General features: G+C 58.1%; 11 protein-coding genes and 1 pseudogene. 6 read left to right on the plus strand and 6 right to left on the minus strand.

All coding sequences use genetic code 11. The annotated features are described in order from the left end of the window. The 5 genes from HJC00_RS21510 to HJC00_RS21530 form a co-directional block, all read right to left on the minus strand. Positions 1-1,044, minus strand: coding sequence for a UDP-glucuronic acid decarboxylase family protein (locus HJC00_RS21510; protein WP_210631661.1), 1,044 nt, complete (start codon positions 1,042-1,044; stop codon positions 1-3). Between the two features lie 46 nt (positions 1,045-1,090). After that, a complete protein-coding gene (locus HJC00_RS21515; RefSeq protein ID WP_221164578.1) occupies positions 1,091-2,554 on the minus strand; it encodes a sugar transferase in 1,464 nt (487 codons plus the stop codon). Between the two features lie 7 nt (positions 2,555-2,561). Beyond that, positions 2,562-3,428, minus strand: coding sequence for a WecB/TagA/CpsF family glycosyltransferase (locus HJC00_RS21520; protein ID WP_210628510.1), 867 nt, complete (start codon positions 3,426-3,428; stop codon positions 2,562-2,564). Between the two features lie 604 nt (positions 3,429-4,032). Beyond that, the gene (locus HJC00_RS21525) at positions 4,033-6,162 is read right to left on the minus strand and encodes a right-handed parallel beta-helix repeat-containing protein (protein WP_221164580.1); all 2,130 of its coding nucleotides are present in this window, start codon (positions 6,160-6,162) and stop codon (positions 4,033-4,035) included. After that, positions 6,162-7,481, minus strand: coding sequence for an O-antigen ligase (locus HJC00_RS21530; protein WP_221147335.1), 1,320 nt, complete (start codon positions 7,479-7,481; stop codon positions 6,162-6,164). Before HJC00_RS21530 ends, HJC00_RS21525 begins: the two co-directional genes overlap by 1 nt. A 621-nt stretch (positions 7,482-8,102) precedes the next feature. On the opposite strand from HJC00_RS21530, the gene HJC00_RS21535 reads away from it, so the two are divergent. Genes HJC00_RS21535 through HJC00_RS21560 form a run of 6 tightly spaced genes read left to right on the plus strand, consistent with a single transcriptional unit; the run spans position 8,103 to position 15,656 of the window. Next, entirely contained in the window at positions 8,103-9,053 is a 951-nt protein-coding gene (locus tag HJC00_RS21535; protein ID WP_210628512.1) for a glycosyltransferase, read from the plus strand. Continuing rightward, entirely contained in the window at positions 9,050-10,153 is a 1,104-nt protein-coding gene (locus tag HJC00_RS21540; RefSeq protein ID WP_221155882.1) for a glycosyltransferase family 4 protein, read from the plus strand. The genes HJC00_RS21535 and HJC00_RS21540 overlap by 4 nt, the downstream gene beginning before the upstream one ends. Beyond that, a complete protein-coding gene (locus HJC00_RS21545; protein WP_221155883.1) occupies positions 10,144-11,286 on the plus strand; it encodes a glycosyltransferase family 4 protein in 1,143 nt (380 codons plus the stop codon). Before HJC00_RS21540 ends, HJC00_RS21545 begins: the two co-directional genes overlap by 10 nt. Then, positions 11,283-13,490 carry a polysaccharide biosynthesis tyrosine autokinase gene (locus HJC00_RS21550; RefSeq protein ID WP_221147337.1) on the plus strand — a complete coding sequence of 736 codons (2,208 nt, stop codon included), beginning with the start codon at positions 11,283-11,285 and terminating at the stop codon, positions 13,488-13,490. Before HJC00_RS21545 ends, HJC00_RS21550 begins: the two co-directional genes overlap by 4 nt. Before the next feature lie 50 nt (positions 13,491-13,540). Further along, on the plus strand, positions 13,541-14,632 hold the full coding sequence (gene gmd, locus HJC00_RS21555; RefSeq protein WP_210628516.1) for a GDP-mannose 4,6-dehydratase: 1,092 nt from the start codon (positions 13,541-13,543) through the stop codon (positions 14,630-14,632). After that, positions 14,625-15,656, plus strand: coding sequence for a GDP-L-fucose synthase (locus HJC00_RS21560; protein ID WP_221164579.1), 1,032 nt, complete (start codon positions 14,625-14,627; stop codon positions 15,654-15,656). The genes gmd and HJC00_RS21560 overlap by 8 nt, the downstream gene beginning before the upstream one ends. A gap of 232 nt (positions 15,657-15,888) precedes the next feature. On the opposite strand, the pseudogene HJC00_RS21565 reads toward HJC00_RS21560, so the two are convergent. After that, a pseudogene (locus HJC00_RS21565) lies at positions 15,889-16,013 on the minus strand (porin); the annotation flags it as partial.

The raw sequence follows: 16,013 nt of genomic DNA on the forward strand, positions 1-16,013 counted from the left end.
CTATCGAATGGCTTCAGGAGCATTGAGTTCGACGCCCGGTGACGCCAGATGCGGATATGCCTCTTGCCAGGAGTGGGCGCTGAGTTTGTTCGTTACTCCGCCAGAAAGCTTCCACTCGAAATAAGCGATCGTCCTCTCAAGCCCCTCGCGAAGGTTCACCTTCGGTTGCCAGCCCAGTTGTTGCGTCGCGCGGCTGATGTCGGGCTTGCGTTGTGTCGGATCGTCAATCGGCAGAGCCTTGTAGACGATGCCGGACTTCGATCCGGTCATTTCGATCACCATTTCTGCCAATTCACGGACCTGGAATTCTCCGGGATTGCCGAGATTGATCGGGCCCGTAACCCCAGCGGGGGCGGCCATCAAACGGATGAAGCCGTCGATCAGGTCGTCCACGTAGCAGAACGACCGAGTTTGCCTGCCGTCGCCGAAGATGGTGATCGGCTCGTTGCGAAGCGCCTGAACGATGAAATTGGAGACGACGCGGCCGTCATTCGTCTGCATCCGGGGACCGTAGGTATTGAAGATCCGCGCCACCCGGATTTCCACGCCATATTGACGATGATAGTCGAAAAACAGCGTCTCGGCACACCGCTTGCCTTCATCATAGCATGCCCGCGGGCCGATGGGACTGACGCTGCCGCGATACTCCTCGGGCTGCGGGTGAACCGCCGGGTCGCCGTAGACCTCGCTCGTCGATGCCTGGAAGATCTTCGCTTTGGTGCGTTTGGCCAGGCCGAGCATATTGATCGCCCCGTGCACATTGGTCTTTACGGTCTGCACGGGATCGTGCTGGTAGTGGACCGGAGATGCCGGGCAGGCAAGGTTGTAGATCTCGTCGACCTCCACATAAAGCGGGAAGGTGATGTCGTGGCGGAGTATCTCAAAACGAGGATCGTCAAGAAGGTGCAGTACGTTATCGCGCGAACCGGTGTAGAAATTGTCCACACAGAGGACGTCGTTGCCCTCTCGCAAAAGCCTTTCGCACAGGAATGATCCCAGAAATCCGGTGCCGCCGGTAACCATGATTCGCTTGTATCCGTGCATTGATGTGCTCCGTTGTTGATGTTTGCCCGCAAGGGTGAAAACCATCTCAGCAAGCTCCCTTGCCTTTCAGAACCGCAGGAATTGTGCTGAGAAGAATGTGCCAGTCGAACCACAGGGACCGATTGTCGATGTAGAACTCGTCGAGTTGCTGCTGCAGTTCGATATCCGCGTTGCTTCGTTCGGATATCTGCCAAAGCCCCGTTAGCCCAGGTGTTACCGAACGCCGCTTGACACGAAACTCGCTATCCATTGCCGAGAGGTGATACTCCGGGAAGGGGCGCGGTCCCACGAAGGACATCTCTCCTGCAATGATGTTCACCAACTGCGGGAGTTCGTCGAAACTCGACGCGCGAAGGACATGCCCGATCACCGGCAGGATGCGCGGGTCCTGCCGAAGCTTGAAGTGGTTCGACCACTCGGCTTGTATGGCCGGATTGTCCCGGAACAAGGTTTCGAGGCGCTGTTCCGCATCTCTGTACATCGTTCTCAGTTTCAGGACGCGCACCGGCTTGCCAGACAAACCTTCCCTGGTGTGTCTGAAGAAGACGGGCCCTGGATCGATGGCATAGATCGCGGCGGCGGCAACCAGAATGCAGGGCATAAGCACCAGCGTCGCAGGGACGGCGATCACGAGATCGAGGACTCGACGAACCAGGTTCGTGCCTGCCGATCTCCCACCGACGGCCAAGCGAACACCGATCTCTCCGCTGACGTCTGCCGGTCGCAATCCGGTTATCTTGAGGTTCGGCGTGTCGGAGAGGAGGATGACTTCGGCGAACTGCCGACGCATCGTTGCCAACTCGGCGATAAATGAACCCGTATCGTCAGCGATCAGGGCAATCGACGGCCCATTGTCGAGAAATACTTCCGAAGTATCGGGAGAAGAGACTTCCGGCCGAATGCCATAGTGCCAATGCTCGGAGAAATACGCCACAAGCGCAGGGATACGATTGCGGGCACCAATGATCACTGCCGGCTCACCCCAAATACCAAGCCTCCAGGACAGTCCTCGTGCGGCCCCCCGCATAACAGGTTGAACAACCAATCCGAGGCCAAGGAAGCCGATGATCGGAAGCAGCAGTCCTAACCCTTCCGGCAGAAGGATCGCACCAAGCGCTGCGATGACGACCACCTTGAAGGACGCTGTCGTTCGGCGGCGCAGATGTTCGTGGTCGTGAAGCCGATATCCGGGATAGAGCGCGTTCGATGCATAAAGAACGATTGCTGCCAGTGCTGCGAGGGCGAAAGCGCGCTCCGGCACCATATTCTCCGAACCGTGCGGAAGAAATGGCAGCAGAACAAGATAGGCTATCAGATAGCTTGCGATGTCGCCGGCGACCAGAAATGACGAAGCAGCAAGCCGAGGCAACCTGCGCCTCAATGGAACAGGGATATTCAGCCCTGCCCGCTTGTTGAATTCGGCGGCCGGCGTGGGGCTTGCCACTGATGGGACGGAGTTTGCCGCCTTCCGCAGGTCGGACGTGATTGCTGACGACGCAAATAGGGACATGATCGCTTCACACCTTTGCGGCTGCTGTTTTTGGCGCGCTCGATCCAAAAACCTCGTCTTCGATCGGAAACTTCCGAAGCCCCAGTCTCTGGAATGCTGTCAGTGAGATGAAGGTCGGCACGACGAGCGCGTAGCGCCGCCACAGCCGTCGCGGTTCGCATAAAAGACGAAAGGCCCATTCAAAGCCGCTTCTTTGAATTATCCTCGGAGCCTGCCGCTTGAGGCCGGCGTGGAAATCGAATGCAGCTCCGACACCGATGAGCATCGAAGCTTCGAGACGGTCGCGCATGCGCGCCATCCAGAGTTCCTGCTTGGGACTGCTGAGGCCGACCCAAATAATATCCGCACCCGACCGGTTGAGCCGGTCTGCGATATCAGCCTCCTCTTGCAACGACAGCTTATGAAAAGGCGGTGCATAGGTGCCGGCGATCTGCGCCTGCGGGAATCGTGCGAGAAGGCGCGCCTGCAACTGCTCCAGCGTCTCGGCTGTTGCGCCATAGAGGAAATGGCGCAGACCTTTGGATATTCCGGCCTCGAAAACAGACAACATCAGGTCAGGTCCGTAGACCCTGTCGCTTTCCGAATGGCCAGCACGCTTCAACGCCCATACCAGTGGCATGCCGTCGGGGGTTACGAGGAACGCCCGGTTATGTATCGACCGCAGCTCTGGATCATCTTGACATCGCACGACACCGTGGGCGTCGCGAACGCACACATATTCCCTCCTGCCGTCTTCGATGCCCTTTTGAATAAAACCGGTCGCGCTTTTAAGATTAACTGCCGAAATGCGAACACCAAGGACATTAGTCCATCCCAAAGAGTCCTTTTGTTTAAGAACTGAAGCTTGGATTCTGTCTGCTGTTTGCTTTCTCATGACCTGCGCTTTCGCGATCTAAACTGTCATCAGAATATGCCGGCAGCGCGATTGTCTCCATACTTTCAATTCCAACTATTGGACGTAGAAGACACTTCATATTCCTACGCCTTCGGCCCAGATAAGTTACAATGTTCGAAGTAAGGCGACGTACCCCCAATGCCTGCCACGTTGCTCTTTTTGATGAGTGCGATCCCGAAAGAGCTGTTTGACCTTCACAAAGCCGCGGAAGATAGTCACCCTCGCGTCCAGGCTGGGGTGGTTTGCGCGAATAAAGCGGGGGGAAATGGCCAACCCAATAGGCGAGATGGCTGGCGAGCCTTCAGAGCTGCCCGAGAAAACCAATCAGCTGCAGAAAAACTTGAGTTCTATTGGGAATATCGCCATCAGAGAACACTGAACCCTGATCAGGTGGAACGCTTATGGCTGACTATCAAGCAACGCCGAAGTCGCGAGGTGGGTACTCGGGGCGGGCTCGGCGGCGGCGGGCCGAGCATGGTTTGGATGATAAGACACACCCACAAGGAGCGCGCACACGACGTGGTCGAGCAGTTTCAAGCTGCCATGGCTGAAAGCGCTATAGTCCGTCGCGCCGCCGGTTTCGTTACTCGGGGTGCGACGCCACGCTCCCGATGTCGATCCCGGCCTTCTGAAGATCGCCTAGACTGCCAAACTCTCCTGAAAGCATGATCTCCGGGTGTATCCTGAAGCTCTTGTCGTTCAGATTGCCGCTGTAGCGGTTGCGCGCAAACTGCACCGATCCGAGCTTGTGGTCCGGCACGTAAATGTATGCTGCAAGCCCATTGCCGCTCTCGACCGAGACGATATTGTCCTCGATGCGATTGGGGCCTGCCCAAGGGGGATGCCACCCCCAGCCCGTACCGTCATCGACGCGAAAGGCAGCGCCAGACCCGCCTGTGATGACGTTTCCTGTCACCAGGTTGCTCCAGCCACCGTTTATGCCGATCGCCGATATGTTATCCGAAAGCGTATTTCCTTCGATGCGCACTCCACTGGCCTTGCCGTCGGTATAGATCGCCCAACTTATAGGAGAAGGCCATTCACTGGTATTTTCGTATCCGGGAGGCCAGAATGTCCCATCAACCCTGTTCATAAGCTGACCTGTTCCGGTGACGAGATTATAACGAATGCTGCTGTTCAAAGGATCGGCCTGCTCACCCATCATCTTGATGGCGCCGCCATCTGCCGTTTGCTGATTGGCGTTGCGGACCACGTTGTGTTCGATGACCGCATCATGAACTGCGTCCTGAGGTCCCCATAGCGAGCCACCGGCAATACCGAACTGAGCCGCGTTTTCGATGAGATTGTGAGCGATCCTGACATTGTCGGCAGCCTGGAACCATATCCCGGCCGTTTCGAAATAGACCCTGCCGATGTCATGGATGTGGTTCGACAGGATTGTCGCACCGTCCGATTTGAGGAAAGTGCCGTAGGTCGTGCCAACATAAATCCCGTTGCCGGCCACATCCGCAATCTCGTTGCCGGCAATCAAGACATCCTTGCTCTCGGAAACATGGATGCCGACGCCGACATTGTCGATGGAGTTGCCGAGCAGCCGGACGCCGTCCGCCCGCTCGATCCGTATGGCGCCAAAGCTCCTGGTGTCGGTACCGAACTTGCCGCTACCGCGCGGGTCCCCTTCCCGGAACTGAAGCCCTGATACAACCATCCGGTCGGCTCCATCCAGCCTGAAGAATGTCGGCAGGATACCGGCGACAGCCGTAGATCTGATTGGCAATCCATCGGTTGGGAGGTAGACGAGTTGCTCCCCAGCGCGGTCATACCACCACTCGCCGGGAGCATCGAGCAGGGCCGCCGCCCCGGCAAGGAAATAGCGGCTGCCTTCCGCGGTGAAGAAATAGGCAGTGCCTCTGGTGTTGATGGCCCGGTTGGCGGTATCGATTGAAACCACAGGGAGGGTGTCACTGCCCCATTGGCTGCCGGGGCGAAAACCACCGACAATGTGGGTGACAAGCCCCGCTGTATTTTTGGAGATCGGAAGATCGCCGGCATGGAAACAAAAACGCGTGTTGCCATGCCATATGTCGTCGTCCTCAGCGCACTTGGCCGCAAAAAGCCATCCTTTGCGCGGGTCTCCATCGAGCGGAGCATTGGGAAAGCGGGCCTGCGTCTGGAGCGCCCCGTTGACGAAAAGGTCGCCCAACTCCCTGCCTGGAGGCAGCTTCAGCGACGCCGTCCATCGGCCATCGGCCTGTGCCGTCCAATTGCGTATAAGCGGGCCACCGTGCAGAACCGGCGCTTCGTTGCACCTTGCAGCGATGACCAGGCCCGCGTCGCGGGCGTCGAAGACTATCGGTTCAGCGAGATAATAGTCCCCCTTGCCTATTGCGATCGTGTTTTCGCGGCCCTTCTCACGCGCAGCGTCCCGAGCTCGCTCGATGCTGGCAAAAGGACCATCGGTACGCTGAGGATTGGCTTTGGGAAGACGCCCACTCCAACTGTCTTTGCCATCGGGAGAAACATAGAATACCGCCCGGGGCGCGGATGTGCCCGTCAGTACTTTGCTCAGAGAAGTCCCCTTCAGCCTGTCCGAAAAGGTCGCCGGCGACGCTTCCGCGCAAGTCGCTTCCCTGAGCGCTGCCTGCAGCCTGTCGGGCGCATCTGCGTCCGGACTCACTGCGGCCAGGTTGCTCGGCTGCGGAAAGAGCGAAGCAAGCAGAAAGCTCAAGATCGGTGCGAAGCGCAGCCTGATCAAATCTGCAGCTCCGCCGTTGTGCTGCCTGCCGAGGCCCGCAGTTGCTGGCCGGGAGCCGTCGAAACAACGGGCTCATATAGAGAGAACATGATGATGCCCGACATAAACAGAACGAAAATCGCATCATTCTGGATCAGGAAGATCGTTTCGGTCAGATTCATCACCAAAATCACGACTGTAAAGACATTCAACCAGAGCCAGCCATAATGCGGATCGCGGCATTGGAGGACCGCCCCTTGGCGCAAGGCCTGCAAAAGCATCAGAGCGAACAAGATCATTCCGCTTATTCCGAAGTTCAGCAGCGTGTCGCGGAATCCGTTATGGGCGTGGGGAGCCATCCATTGGATCCTCGACCAGATAATCCAGGCCTCGGGGTTCGCCTCTGTCCAAAAGGCCTGGTAGCCGAAGCCGAGCAGCAGGTGATCGGCGATCTGACCATCGACCAGCTCCCATAAGGGCACTCGGCCCGTCAAAGTGGCATCCTTGCCAAGCGCCTCCAGGAATGGAACCAGGAATTCGTGAAGCAAAAGGAGGAGCCCAACGAACATTTGAACAAAAAACAGGACGAAGACGATGCGGCTGATGCCACCGATCCGCCGCAACAGGGAATAGAACCCGATCAAGCAATAGGCCGATGCCGTCGCAATGATCGCGGTCATCGATCCGGAGGCCACGAGACAGGCCCCGCCCGCGATCAAGAAAAGCAAGGCGGTTCGCCGTAAACCCCGGTTACCGTCAATTAAAACGGCCGTCGACACCAGTATCATCATGGCGGCGTACCAACCGAGACTGTTCTTGTGGATGAATATGCCACGCACGGACCCGTCCATTGGCATGCGAGCGAGACTCGGCGACGCCACGAAGACCAGAAGGCTGAGGACGATGCATGTTCCGAAGGTGGCAAATGCCAGGAGAAGCAACTGCCGTGGTGTGAAGCGTATTGCCAGCACGTAAGCCAGAAGCACTGTAAAGAGCAGGCCGATGGCGCGCCTGAATGTCGTTGATGGGCCCACCGACCAGAAGACGGACACAAACGGCATGGCGACCATCAAGGGGACAAACCAATTTCGCTTGAGCGCCGTTAGAAACAGCGGAAAATTCCTTACCAGCATCAAGAACGTAAAGCCGTATACGGGCAGGCAAAGCAGACGCAATATAGACCTGGCATGATCGCCAAGGGCTCCGTCGGCGTCCGCCAGCATGAGCGGGAAAAGGGCGCCTGTTTGAAGAAAAAGGCAAAAGCCTGCGCCCCAGCACTCTATCGCTCGCCAACTGACGGTCGGCCCATTCGCGGCTCTAAGCATATAGGCTCTCATTATCGGTCCCGATTTGACTGGACAGATGAGAGGCTGTTGGTCGCGGCAATTTGGAAAGACATGGGTCCCCTTTCACAGCTGCGCTGCTTACCAACGAACATCCCGCCACCTCCCTAGTCAACCGACGCAAACGAAGGCGGAGCTAAGCCTAACGCGCGTACCCACCGTCCAAGGACGTTGTTTGGGTTAAGCTCACGGTCTACGCCTCCCCCAAAAGTTGGTGCCTGGGCAAACGGCATTGCCCATAAGAGCAGATGTCACCCGTGACCAATCGCCGGTAGCTTGACGATGAAAACGAACCGCGAAGCACGCCGCGCTAAGCCGCAGTCGGTGGTGAAGTGAGGCAATAATTTCTGGCGCAGCCGGCAGTTGGCAGGTGACGCTCGGAAGGGTTGGGATTTTTATGGTTCTGCGTCATGGTCCTGGTTTCGTATGCATTATAACGGAAGCGTCACGCGTTGCGGTGGTGACCCTACGAGCTCAGGGCGCAAGCCTGATCGCGCGGAATGATGCCTGTCCGCCTCCCATCCCTTTCCATGAAATCGCGTTGCCAAACGAACGAGCGTCCGCAACTCCGGCGTACCGATGTGTCGCGCAGCAACGCGCTTGAGAGGGGGTGTCATGGAGCGGCCGACGATCAGCGTCCTCATCAACAACTACAACTACGGTTGCTTCCTTCCTCGGGCGATCGACAGCGCCCTGCGCCAAAAGGCGTCTAATGCCGAAATCATCGTCGTCGATGACGGCTCGAGCGATCAGTCGCGCTCGGTTCTGGAAGGATATGAAAACCGGGTGAAGGTGCTCTTCCAGGAGAACCGGGGACAGGCCGCCGCCATCAATGCCGCTGTGAAGGCAAGCAGTGGCGAAATCCTCTGTTTTCTCGATGCCGATGACTGGTGGGCGCCGGGCAAGCTGTCGGCAACAGCCGCTGCTTTCCAGTCGAATCCTCATGCATCGCTTGTTTATCACCGACTGCAGCCGACGCAGATCGATGGCTCAATAGCCTTCAAGCCAATTCCTCGGACCTTGTGTTCGGGAGATTTGTCGTCACGGCTTGCGAGATCGGCCGGCTGGTGGCCCTTCCCACTGACATCAGCCATCGCTGTAAGACGTAGCGCGTGGGATGCGGCAGGAGATATTCCCGAACAGTTCCACATTTCCGCCGACGCCTGGCTCGCGGGCCTCTACCCATTTCTGGGGAACGTTGTCGCCTTGTCGGATTCACTCGGATTCTACCGAATTCACAACAATAACTGGTATCGGTCAGTCGATGACGCCGCCATGCTGCGAAAGCGCATGGCCCATTGGCGGACTGTCGTCGAAGTGACGAACCAGTTTCTTTCCGCCCACGATTTAGCGGGAAGGTTGCGTCTGACCGATCACTTTCCGTACCGGGTTGCCTCCGTCAGGCTGGAGGGCGCAGATACACGCACCCGGTTCAGACTTGCTGTTGAAGGGCTTTTTTTCGCCGGAGAACCAAACTTGCTGAGGCGTATGCGCGAGGCATTGCGGACAGCCCGCGACCTTCCTCGACGCGGTCAGGCTGTTGGCTTGTCGGAGTCGGCACGATGAAGGCGCTGATGCTGGTTTCCGAACTCGAAGACTACACCATCTCCTTCGCCAACGGTGTTGCGCAACACCTGCAGGTCGTGCTCGCAGTTCCGCATCGGCGCTATGCCAACCTTGCCTCCGCCTTCGATCCGGCTGTCGATCTGCACCTTTTGGACTGGCCACGGCACCGCTCACTCTCCAACCCCTGGTTCCTGCACCAACTCACGCGTCTCATCCGGACCGAGCGGCCGAACATCATTCACCTTCTGAGCAATTCCACACTCTGGTTGAACTTTGCTGCGCCATTCTGGCGCCCGATCCCTCTGGTGACGACCGTCCACGATGTTGACGTGCATCCCGGCGATTCCGACACCCGCACGCTGCCCGCCTGGGCTCCGCAACTGATGGTGCGGCAATCAGGTCATGTGGTCGTTCATGGTGAGGGGCTGAAACGAATGGTTCTCGAGCGATATTCAAAATCGCCTGATCGCGTCCATGTCCTGTCGCATCCGGCCATTCATCGCTACGCGGAGCTCGCTCGACAGCACAAGCTGACGCGGCGCCACGCAGATGGAACCTTGCGCGTCCTGCTTTTCGGGCGGATATTTGCTTACAAGGGATTGGAGCATCTGGTCCGCGCCGAGGCGATGCTGAAGGACCAGCTCCCCAATCTGCGCATCACGGTCGCCGGCCGCGGCGATGATCCCTGGATCTTCCAGCCCCTAATGGGCGAAGCCGGCCGCTATGATATTCGCAACCGCTTTATCGAGGATATGGAGGTCGCCCAGCTTTTTCTGGATGCCGATATCGTTGTTCTTCCCTACACGGAAGCCTCGCAAAGCGGTGTCCTCAACCTTGCCGCGGCATTTGGCAAACCGGTCATCGTGACCGACGTCGGCGAATTACGCGCCACCGTTCTACCAAACGGACTGGGAATGGTGGTTCGGCCAGGGGACGTCGAACAGCTCGCCAGTGCCATCCGGACACTGGCGGAAAACAACGAATTGAGAAGCAGCTTAGGGACCAGCGCGCTCGCCTGGGCCACAGGTCCGAATTCGCCTGAGCAGGTCGGCGCAAAGGCTGCGGCCGTTTATCGTGAGGTGGTCGGAGCATGCGGATGACGGCGCTCACGGAGGGGAATCGGATAGCAGTGCGGAATGCAGCAACGGTCCGCCACTATGTCCCGGGTGGTTGCGAGAACGGCGGCGGAATCGGCAGGCTGGTCGGGTATATATCGAGCACCGCCAGGGAGGCGGGCGAAACGCACCTTGTCACAGATACCAGAGGGCGTCGCTGGTCCCTGGTTACGTCGCCGATGCGCCTGCTCGGCGCCATCTTGATGATGGCCAAGGATCGGATAATTGCTCCGGCACGCATTCACCATATCCATGTCGCGGGTCGCGGCAGCACCGCAAGAAAACTGATCCTCACCGAGGCTGCCCGCCTCCTCGGGTGCTCTCACATATTGCACCTGCACGATTACGACTATGCGAGTGACTTTGCCGCGCGCTCGCCACGTCAACAGATGCTCATACGCCGGATGTTTCAACATGCCGACCAGGTGGTAGCACTGGGTCAGCGCGACCGCATGACGCTGACGACGCTTCTCGGCGTGGACGAGCGCCGCGTGGCCGTCATCCGCAATTGTGTTCCCGACCCCGGGGCGCGCAGTGTTCACGTCGGCAAGATGCCGTTGATCGTCTTTCTCGGCCGATTGAGCGAACGCAAAGGCGTTGGGGAGCTTCTGCTTGCCTTAAGTCATCCGATTATGAAGGAGCTCCAGTGGCGGGCCGTGCTGGCCGGCGACGGACCCGTGGAAGACTACCGACGCCAGGCCGCAGCCCTGGGCCTTTCAAATCTGGTGAAAATGCCGGGCTGGCTCGGCGCCGACGAGGCGCAAGCCTTGTGTGCACGGGCAGATATCCTGGTTCTGCCTTCGCATGCCGAGGGCTTGGCAATGGCTGTGGTCGAAGGGCTCGCCCACGGGCTTGCGGTCGTTACCACGCGCGTCGGTGCGCATGGCGAAGTCATCTCCGACGGTGAAACGGGCGTCTTCGTGCCTGTCGGAGACAAGGATGCCCTGGCTGCGGCGCTGGCGAAACTCGTCAGCGATCCGGAAATCCGCAACCGCCTCTCGGCCAAGGCCCGGGCTCATTATCTCAACCAGTTCAGTATGAGGGCCTACATGCGATCGCTGGAAAAACTCTACGACGCCGTCTCCGCGCAACCTCAAACGTCGGTTGGTGAACGATGACCATTTCAACTATCCCGCCAGACCGCAACACCTCGCTCTCGTCGATGCGCTACGACCCCCGGTTTCAGGTGGAAACCAGTTCGGACGACTTCGATCTGACATCGGGCTTGCGTCTTATCCGGCGAAGGATGGTGATGATCGTGGCTATCATCACGCTGATGATGGCGATTGCCGCTATCATGGTTTCCGGGTTGAAGCCGAGTTTTCATGCCGAGTCCCGGCTGATTATCCACACGCCTCTGGCGACGAAGCTCGGCCCTGAAGATTCCGGCCGCAACGATCCGCTGGACGCCACATCGGAGACCGAACGACTTCTTTCCAGAAGCATTGCAGAGCGGGTCATCCGCGACCTGAGGCTCGATGAGTGGCCGGAATTCAATCCGGCGCTGCAAGAGACCTCGCTTATCGACAGGATGCGAGCAATGTTGCGCGGTCTGGTCGACAGAGAAAAACCATCCTCGCCGGTACGAGACAGCATCGAGCCAATCATCCCGAATTACTACAAGGCATTGCGCGTATGGCGCGATGGCCAGGGTGACGTTATTCAGATCGGCTTCGATGCGAGCGACCCCCAACTGGCAGCCTCGGTCCCGAACCGGCTCATCAGCATCTATCTCGAAGAGCGGAAGGACAGTCTGCGTGGGCGCCTGGACGCGGCAGAAGAATGGGTTCTGCAGCGCATCGCCGAACAGAAAGACCGTGCTGCGGCGGCACGCGACGCCGCCGACGCGTATCAGAAAACTATGGACGTCGTCTCAAATGACGACGATCAGGTCGAACAGATCAAGTCGATAATGGAGCTGGGCGAGCGACAAACAAAAATCGAACAAGGCCGCGCTGAAGCGAGAGCAACGATATCTGCAATGGAAGCGGCTGACGACCTCTCGCTCGCCCTGCAGAATATGGTTATTCCCGACAGCATTGGTGCAATGCAACGGGAGCTTCGTGCGCAGGAGCAAGATCTCGAGCGCCTTCTCGAGACCTATGGCAACACGGCCGAAGCCGTGGTCGATATGCGCGCGAAGATCCTTAAATCCCGCACCGATCTCAGCCTTGCGGCCGATCGATATCTTCAATCAGTCCGCGCCAGGCTTGCGGCGCTCGATCATGAAGATGACGCGGTCCGGTCGGCCTTGGCGGTTGCTCATGAGAAACGCGCTCGCTCGGCCCTGGCGCAGACGGAACTGGCGCGACTCCAGCGGATGGCTGACAAGGAGCAAACCGCTCTTGATAAGCTCGACGAGCAGCGCCGCGGCTTGGCTGCGCAAGCCATGCTGCCGGGAGCGGAACTGGAAGTTTTGTCACCGGCAGCAGTGCCGCTGGCACCGCAGGGACGCGGACGGCTTTTCTATCTGGTCGGCGCCCTCCTGGCCTCGATATCGATCGCGGTGACGGCCGCTTTTGTGGTCGAGATGCTGGATAACTCGGTCCGCAGCTTCGATCAGATGGCCGGAATGCCTCGCATAGTGCCAGCCGGATTCATCCCACGCCTGAAACGGAGAGACCGGGGGGGGCCATCCATGCTCTTCGGGGACATTCAAGACGGGATGTTTGACGAAGCAATTCGCTCCGTCATAACTTCGCTCAAACAGTCCAACGGTGGAAAGCTGCCTCACAGTATCGTCGTGACGTCAGCTCACAGTGGAGAGGGCAAGTCGCTCGTCGCCAGATCACTGGCAATCGATCTCGCCGCCAACGGCATTCCGGTGCTGCTCGTTGATGGCGACCTCAGACACGGAAATCTCGACTCGTTTTTCAGGTCCGAGCTACAGCAGGGGTTGAATGAATTCCTGTGTGGACAGGCTGGAATCCGGGACATTATCGATCACCATCCGAGCGGCATCGACTTCATTCCGGCCGGCAATGCCACTCTCCATCGGCGCGCCCGCGTGACTGATGCGGCTGACATCGTCTCGATCGCCGCCTCACTGGGCCAAGTCGTCATCTTCGACAGCGCTCCTGTGCTCGCCTCGGCTGATACAATGCATCTGACGGCCTTGGCAGAACGAACGCTCGTGGTCGTTAAATGGGGTAAGACGAGCCGTCGAGCCGTCGAATTCTGCTTGCATCAGCTGAAGACCGCACGCAACGCGGAGCTTTGCGTCGCCATAAACAACGTCAATCCGAAACAACACGCCAGGTACAACTTCAGCGATTCAGAACTGTTTGTGAAGTCCTTGCGGAAATACCACGAATTCACATGAACAACGGCAGCATCACGCCTGGTTCAGCGAAGCAAATACGGAGGGCTGTCGTGAAGAATAAAAACAAGGTTGCGCTTATTACGGGTATAACAGGTCAGGACGGTGCGTATCTGGCCGAGCTTCTCTTGGGGAAGGGCTATATTGTTCACGGCCTCAAGCGACGCTCTTCGTCCTTCAACACCAGCCGCATCGAGCATCTATACGAGGATCCGCACGTCGAGAATCCTCGGTTCATCTTGCATTTCGGGGACATGACCGATTCAACGAATCTCATCCGTGTGATTCAGGAAACGCAGCCGGACGAGATCTATAACCTCGCGGCACAGAGCCACGTTCAAGTCTCCTTCGAGACGCCAGAATATACGGCCAACGCGGATGGAACCGGCACACTTCGACTACTTGAAGCAATTCGCCTCCTGGGACTGACCAGGAAGACGCGCTTCTATCAAGCGTCCACCTCAGAGCTCTACGGCAAAGTTCAGGAAGTCCCGCAAAGCGAAACGACGCCTTTCTACCCTCGATCGCCCTACGCCGCGGCCAAGCTCTACGCCTATTGGATCGTGGTCAATTATCGCGAGGCCTATGGCATGCACGCCTCGAACGGCATCTTGTTCAATCATGAAAGTCCGATCCGCGGCGAGACCTTCGTGACGCGTAAAATCACCCGGGCGGCGGCTGCGATCCATCTTGGACTGCAGGAAAGGCTCTATCTCGGCAATCTGGATGCCAAGCGCGACTGGGGGCATGCGCGCGAATATGTACGCGGGATGTGGCTGATGCTGCAGCAGGACGAACCGGAGGACTATGTCCTTGCGACCGGTGAAACGCACTCGGTCCGTGCCTTTGTCGACAAGGCCTTTGCCAAGGTGGGCATGCCGATTGATTGGCGTGGGACCGGAGTTGAGGAAAAGGGGTATGACAAGTCATCGGGTCGGTGTGTGGTGGAGATTGATCCGGCTTATTTCCGCCCGACTGAAGTTGACCTTCTTATCGGTGATCCAACGAAGGCGCATACGAAGCTTGGCTGGAAACATGAGACCAGTCTTGATCAGCTGGTTACGGAGATGGTCCGCGAGGACCTGAAAGTCATGGCACGAAATGTTCCGGCGGTAAGTGTAACCAAAGGTTTTGCCTATGCGTAAGGTGATCTACAGCCTTGCCGGAAAAAGGGTCTATGTCGCGGGGCACCGCGGCATGGTTGGCTCTGCGATCGTGCGCCGTCTTGTTTCCGAGGACTGCGAGATTCTAACCGCCACCCGCGCCGAGGTCGACCTCAGACGGCAGGAGCAGGTAGAGGCCTGGATGAGCAAGAATCGTCCCGACGCTGTCTTCATGGCTGCTGCGCGGGTCGGCGGTATTCTCGCGAACGCTCACTATCCAGCCGATTTCCTTTACGACAACCTGATTCTTGAAGCGAACGTCATCCACGCAGCCCATAGAGCTCAGGTCGAGAAACTGATGTTTCTCGGCTCATCTTGCATCTATCCGAAGTTCGCCGATCAGCCGATCGTCGAGGATTCACTTCTGACGGGATCGCTTGAACCAACGAACGAGTGGTATGCGATCGCCAAAATTGCCGGATTAAAGCTCTGCCTTGCCTATCGCAAACAACACGGCAGGGATTTCATCTCGGCCATGCCTACCAATCTTTATGGTCCAAACGACAATTTTGACCTCGGATCAAGCCATGTCATGCCGGCACTCATACGCAAGGCGCATGACGCCAAGGTCAACCAGCAGCAAGAGATGTGCATCTGGGGCACTGGCGCACCGCGCCGCGAATTTCTTCATGTTGACGATTGCGCCGACGCCTGCCTCCATCTCATGAAGACCTATTCCGCCGAAAGTCATGTGAACGTAGGTTCTGGCGAAGACATTACCATCCTCGAACTGACACGCCTCGTCTCGGAGGTCGTTGGCTTCGAAGGCAAGATCACGCACGACCTCGCCAAACCAGATGGCACGCCACGTAAACTCCTGAGCGTCGACAAGCTTCGCACTCTCGGCTGGTCTCCGAAGATCGGTCTGAAGGAGGGCATCGCCGACGCCTACCGCTCCTTCCTTGATGGGCATTATCTCGAACGCAGCAACACGAGTTTATCCGGCGACGTGATCGCTCAAAGCGACGTCAGTTGTGAGAGAGCTAAGGCTTCGGCGCTGCACTAACAGGTTTTTGTCTCCGACAGCGCCCATGCTCTCACGGTACGGTGATGCAACCCGTCGCCCCTGATGAATACAGCACGCTCCTGTTTTCCATCTGATGCACTCCGTTATCGCGCAACGACTGCTGACGTCTGCGCGGCAGCTTTGAGCCCCTCGGCACCGGAGCCCCTTTGCGCCAACGCAAAAAGCCCGGCTCGAGAGCCGGGCTTTCCTGATCGACCAAAGTCAGACCAGATTAGAACGAACGCTGCAGGCGGAAGTAGCCCGAGGTAGAGTCGTCAGCGTCTTCCGGATCGAGGTACTGAACCGAAGCCTTGGCGTAGAAGTTGTCGACGATCTGGTAATCAACCGTCAGACCAA

It is taken from the genome of Rhizobium sp. NLR22b (genome assembly GCF_019685295.1).
GTDB lineage: Bacteria > Pseudomonadota > Alphaproteobacteria > Rhizobiales > Rhizobiaceae > Rhizobium.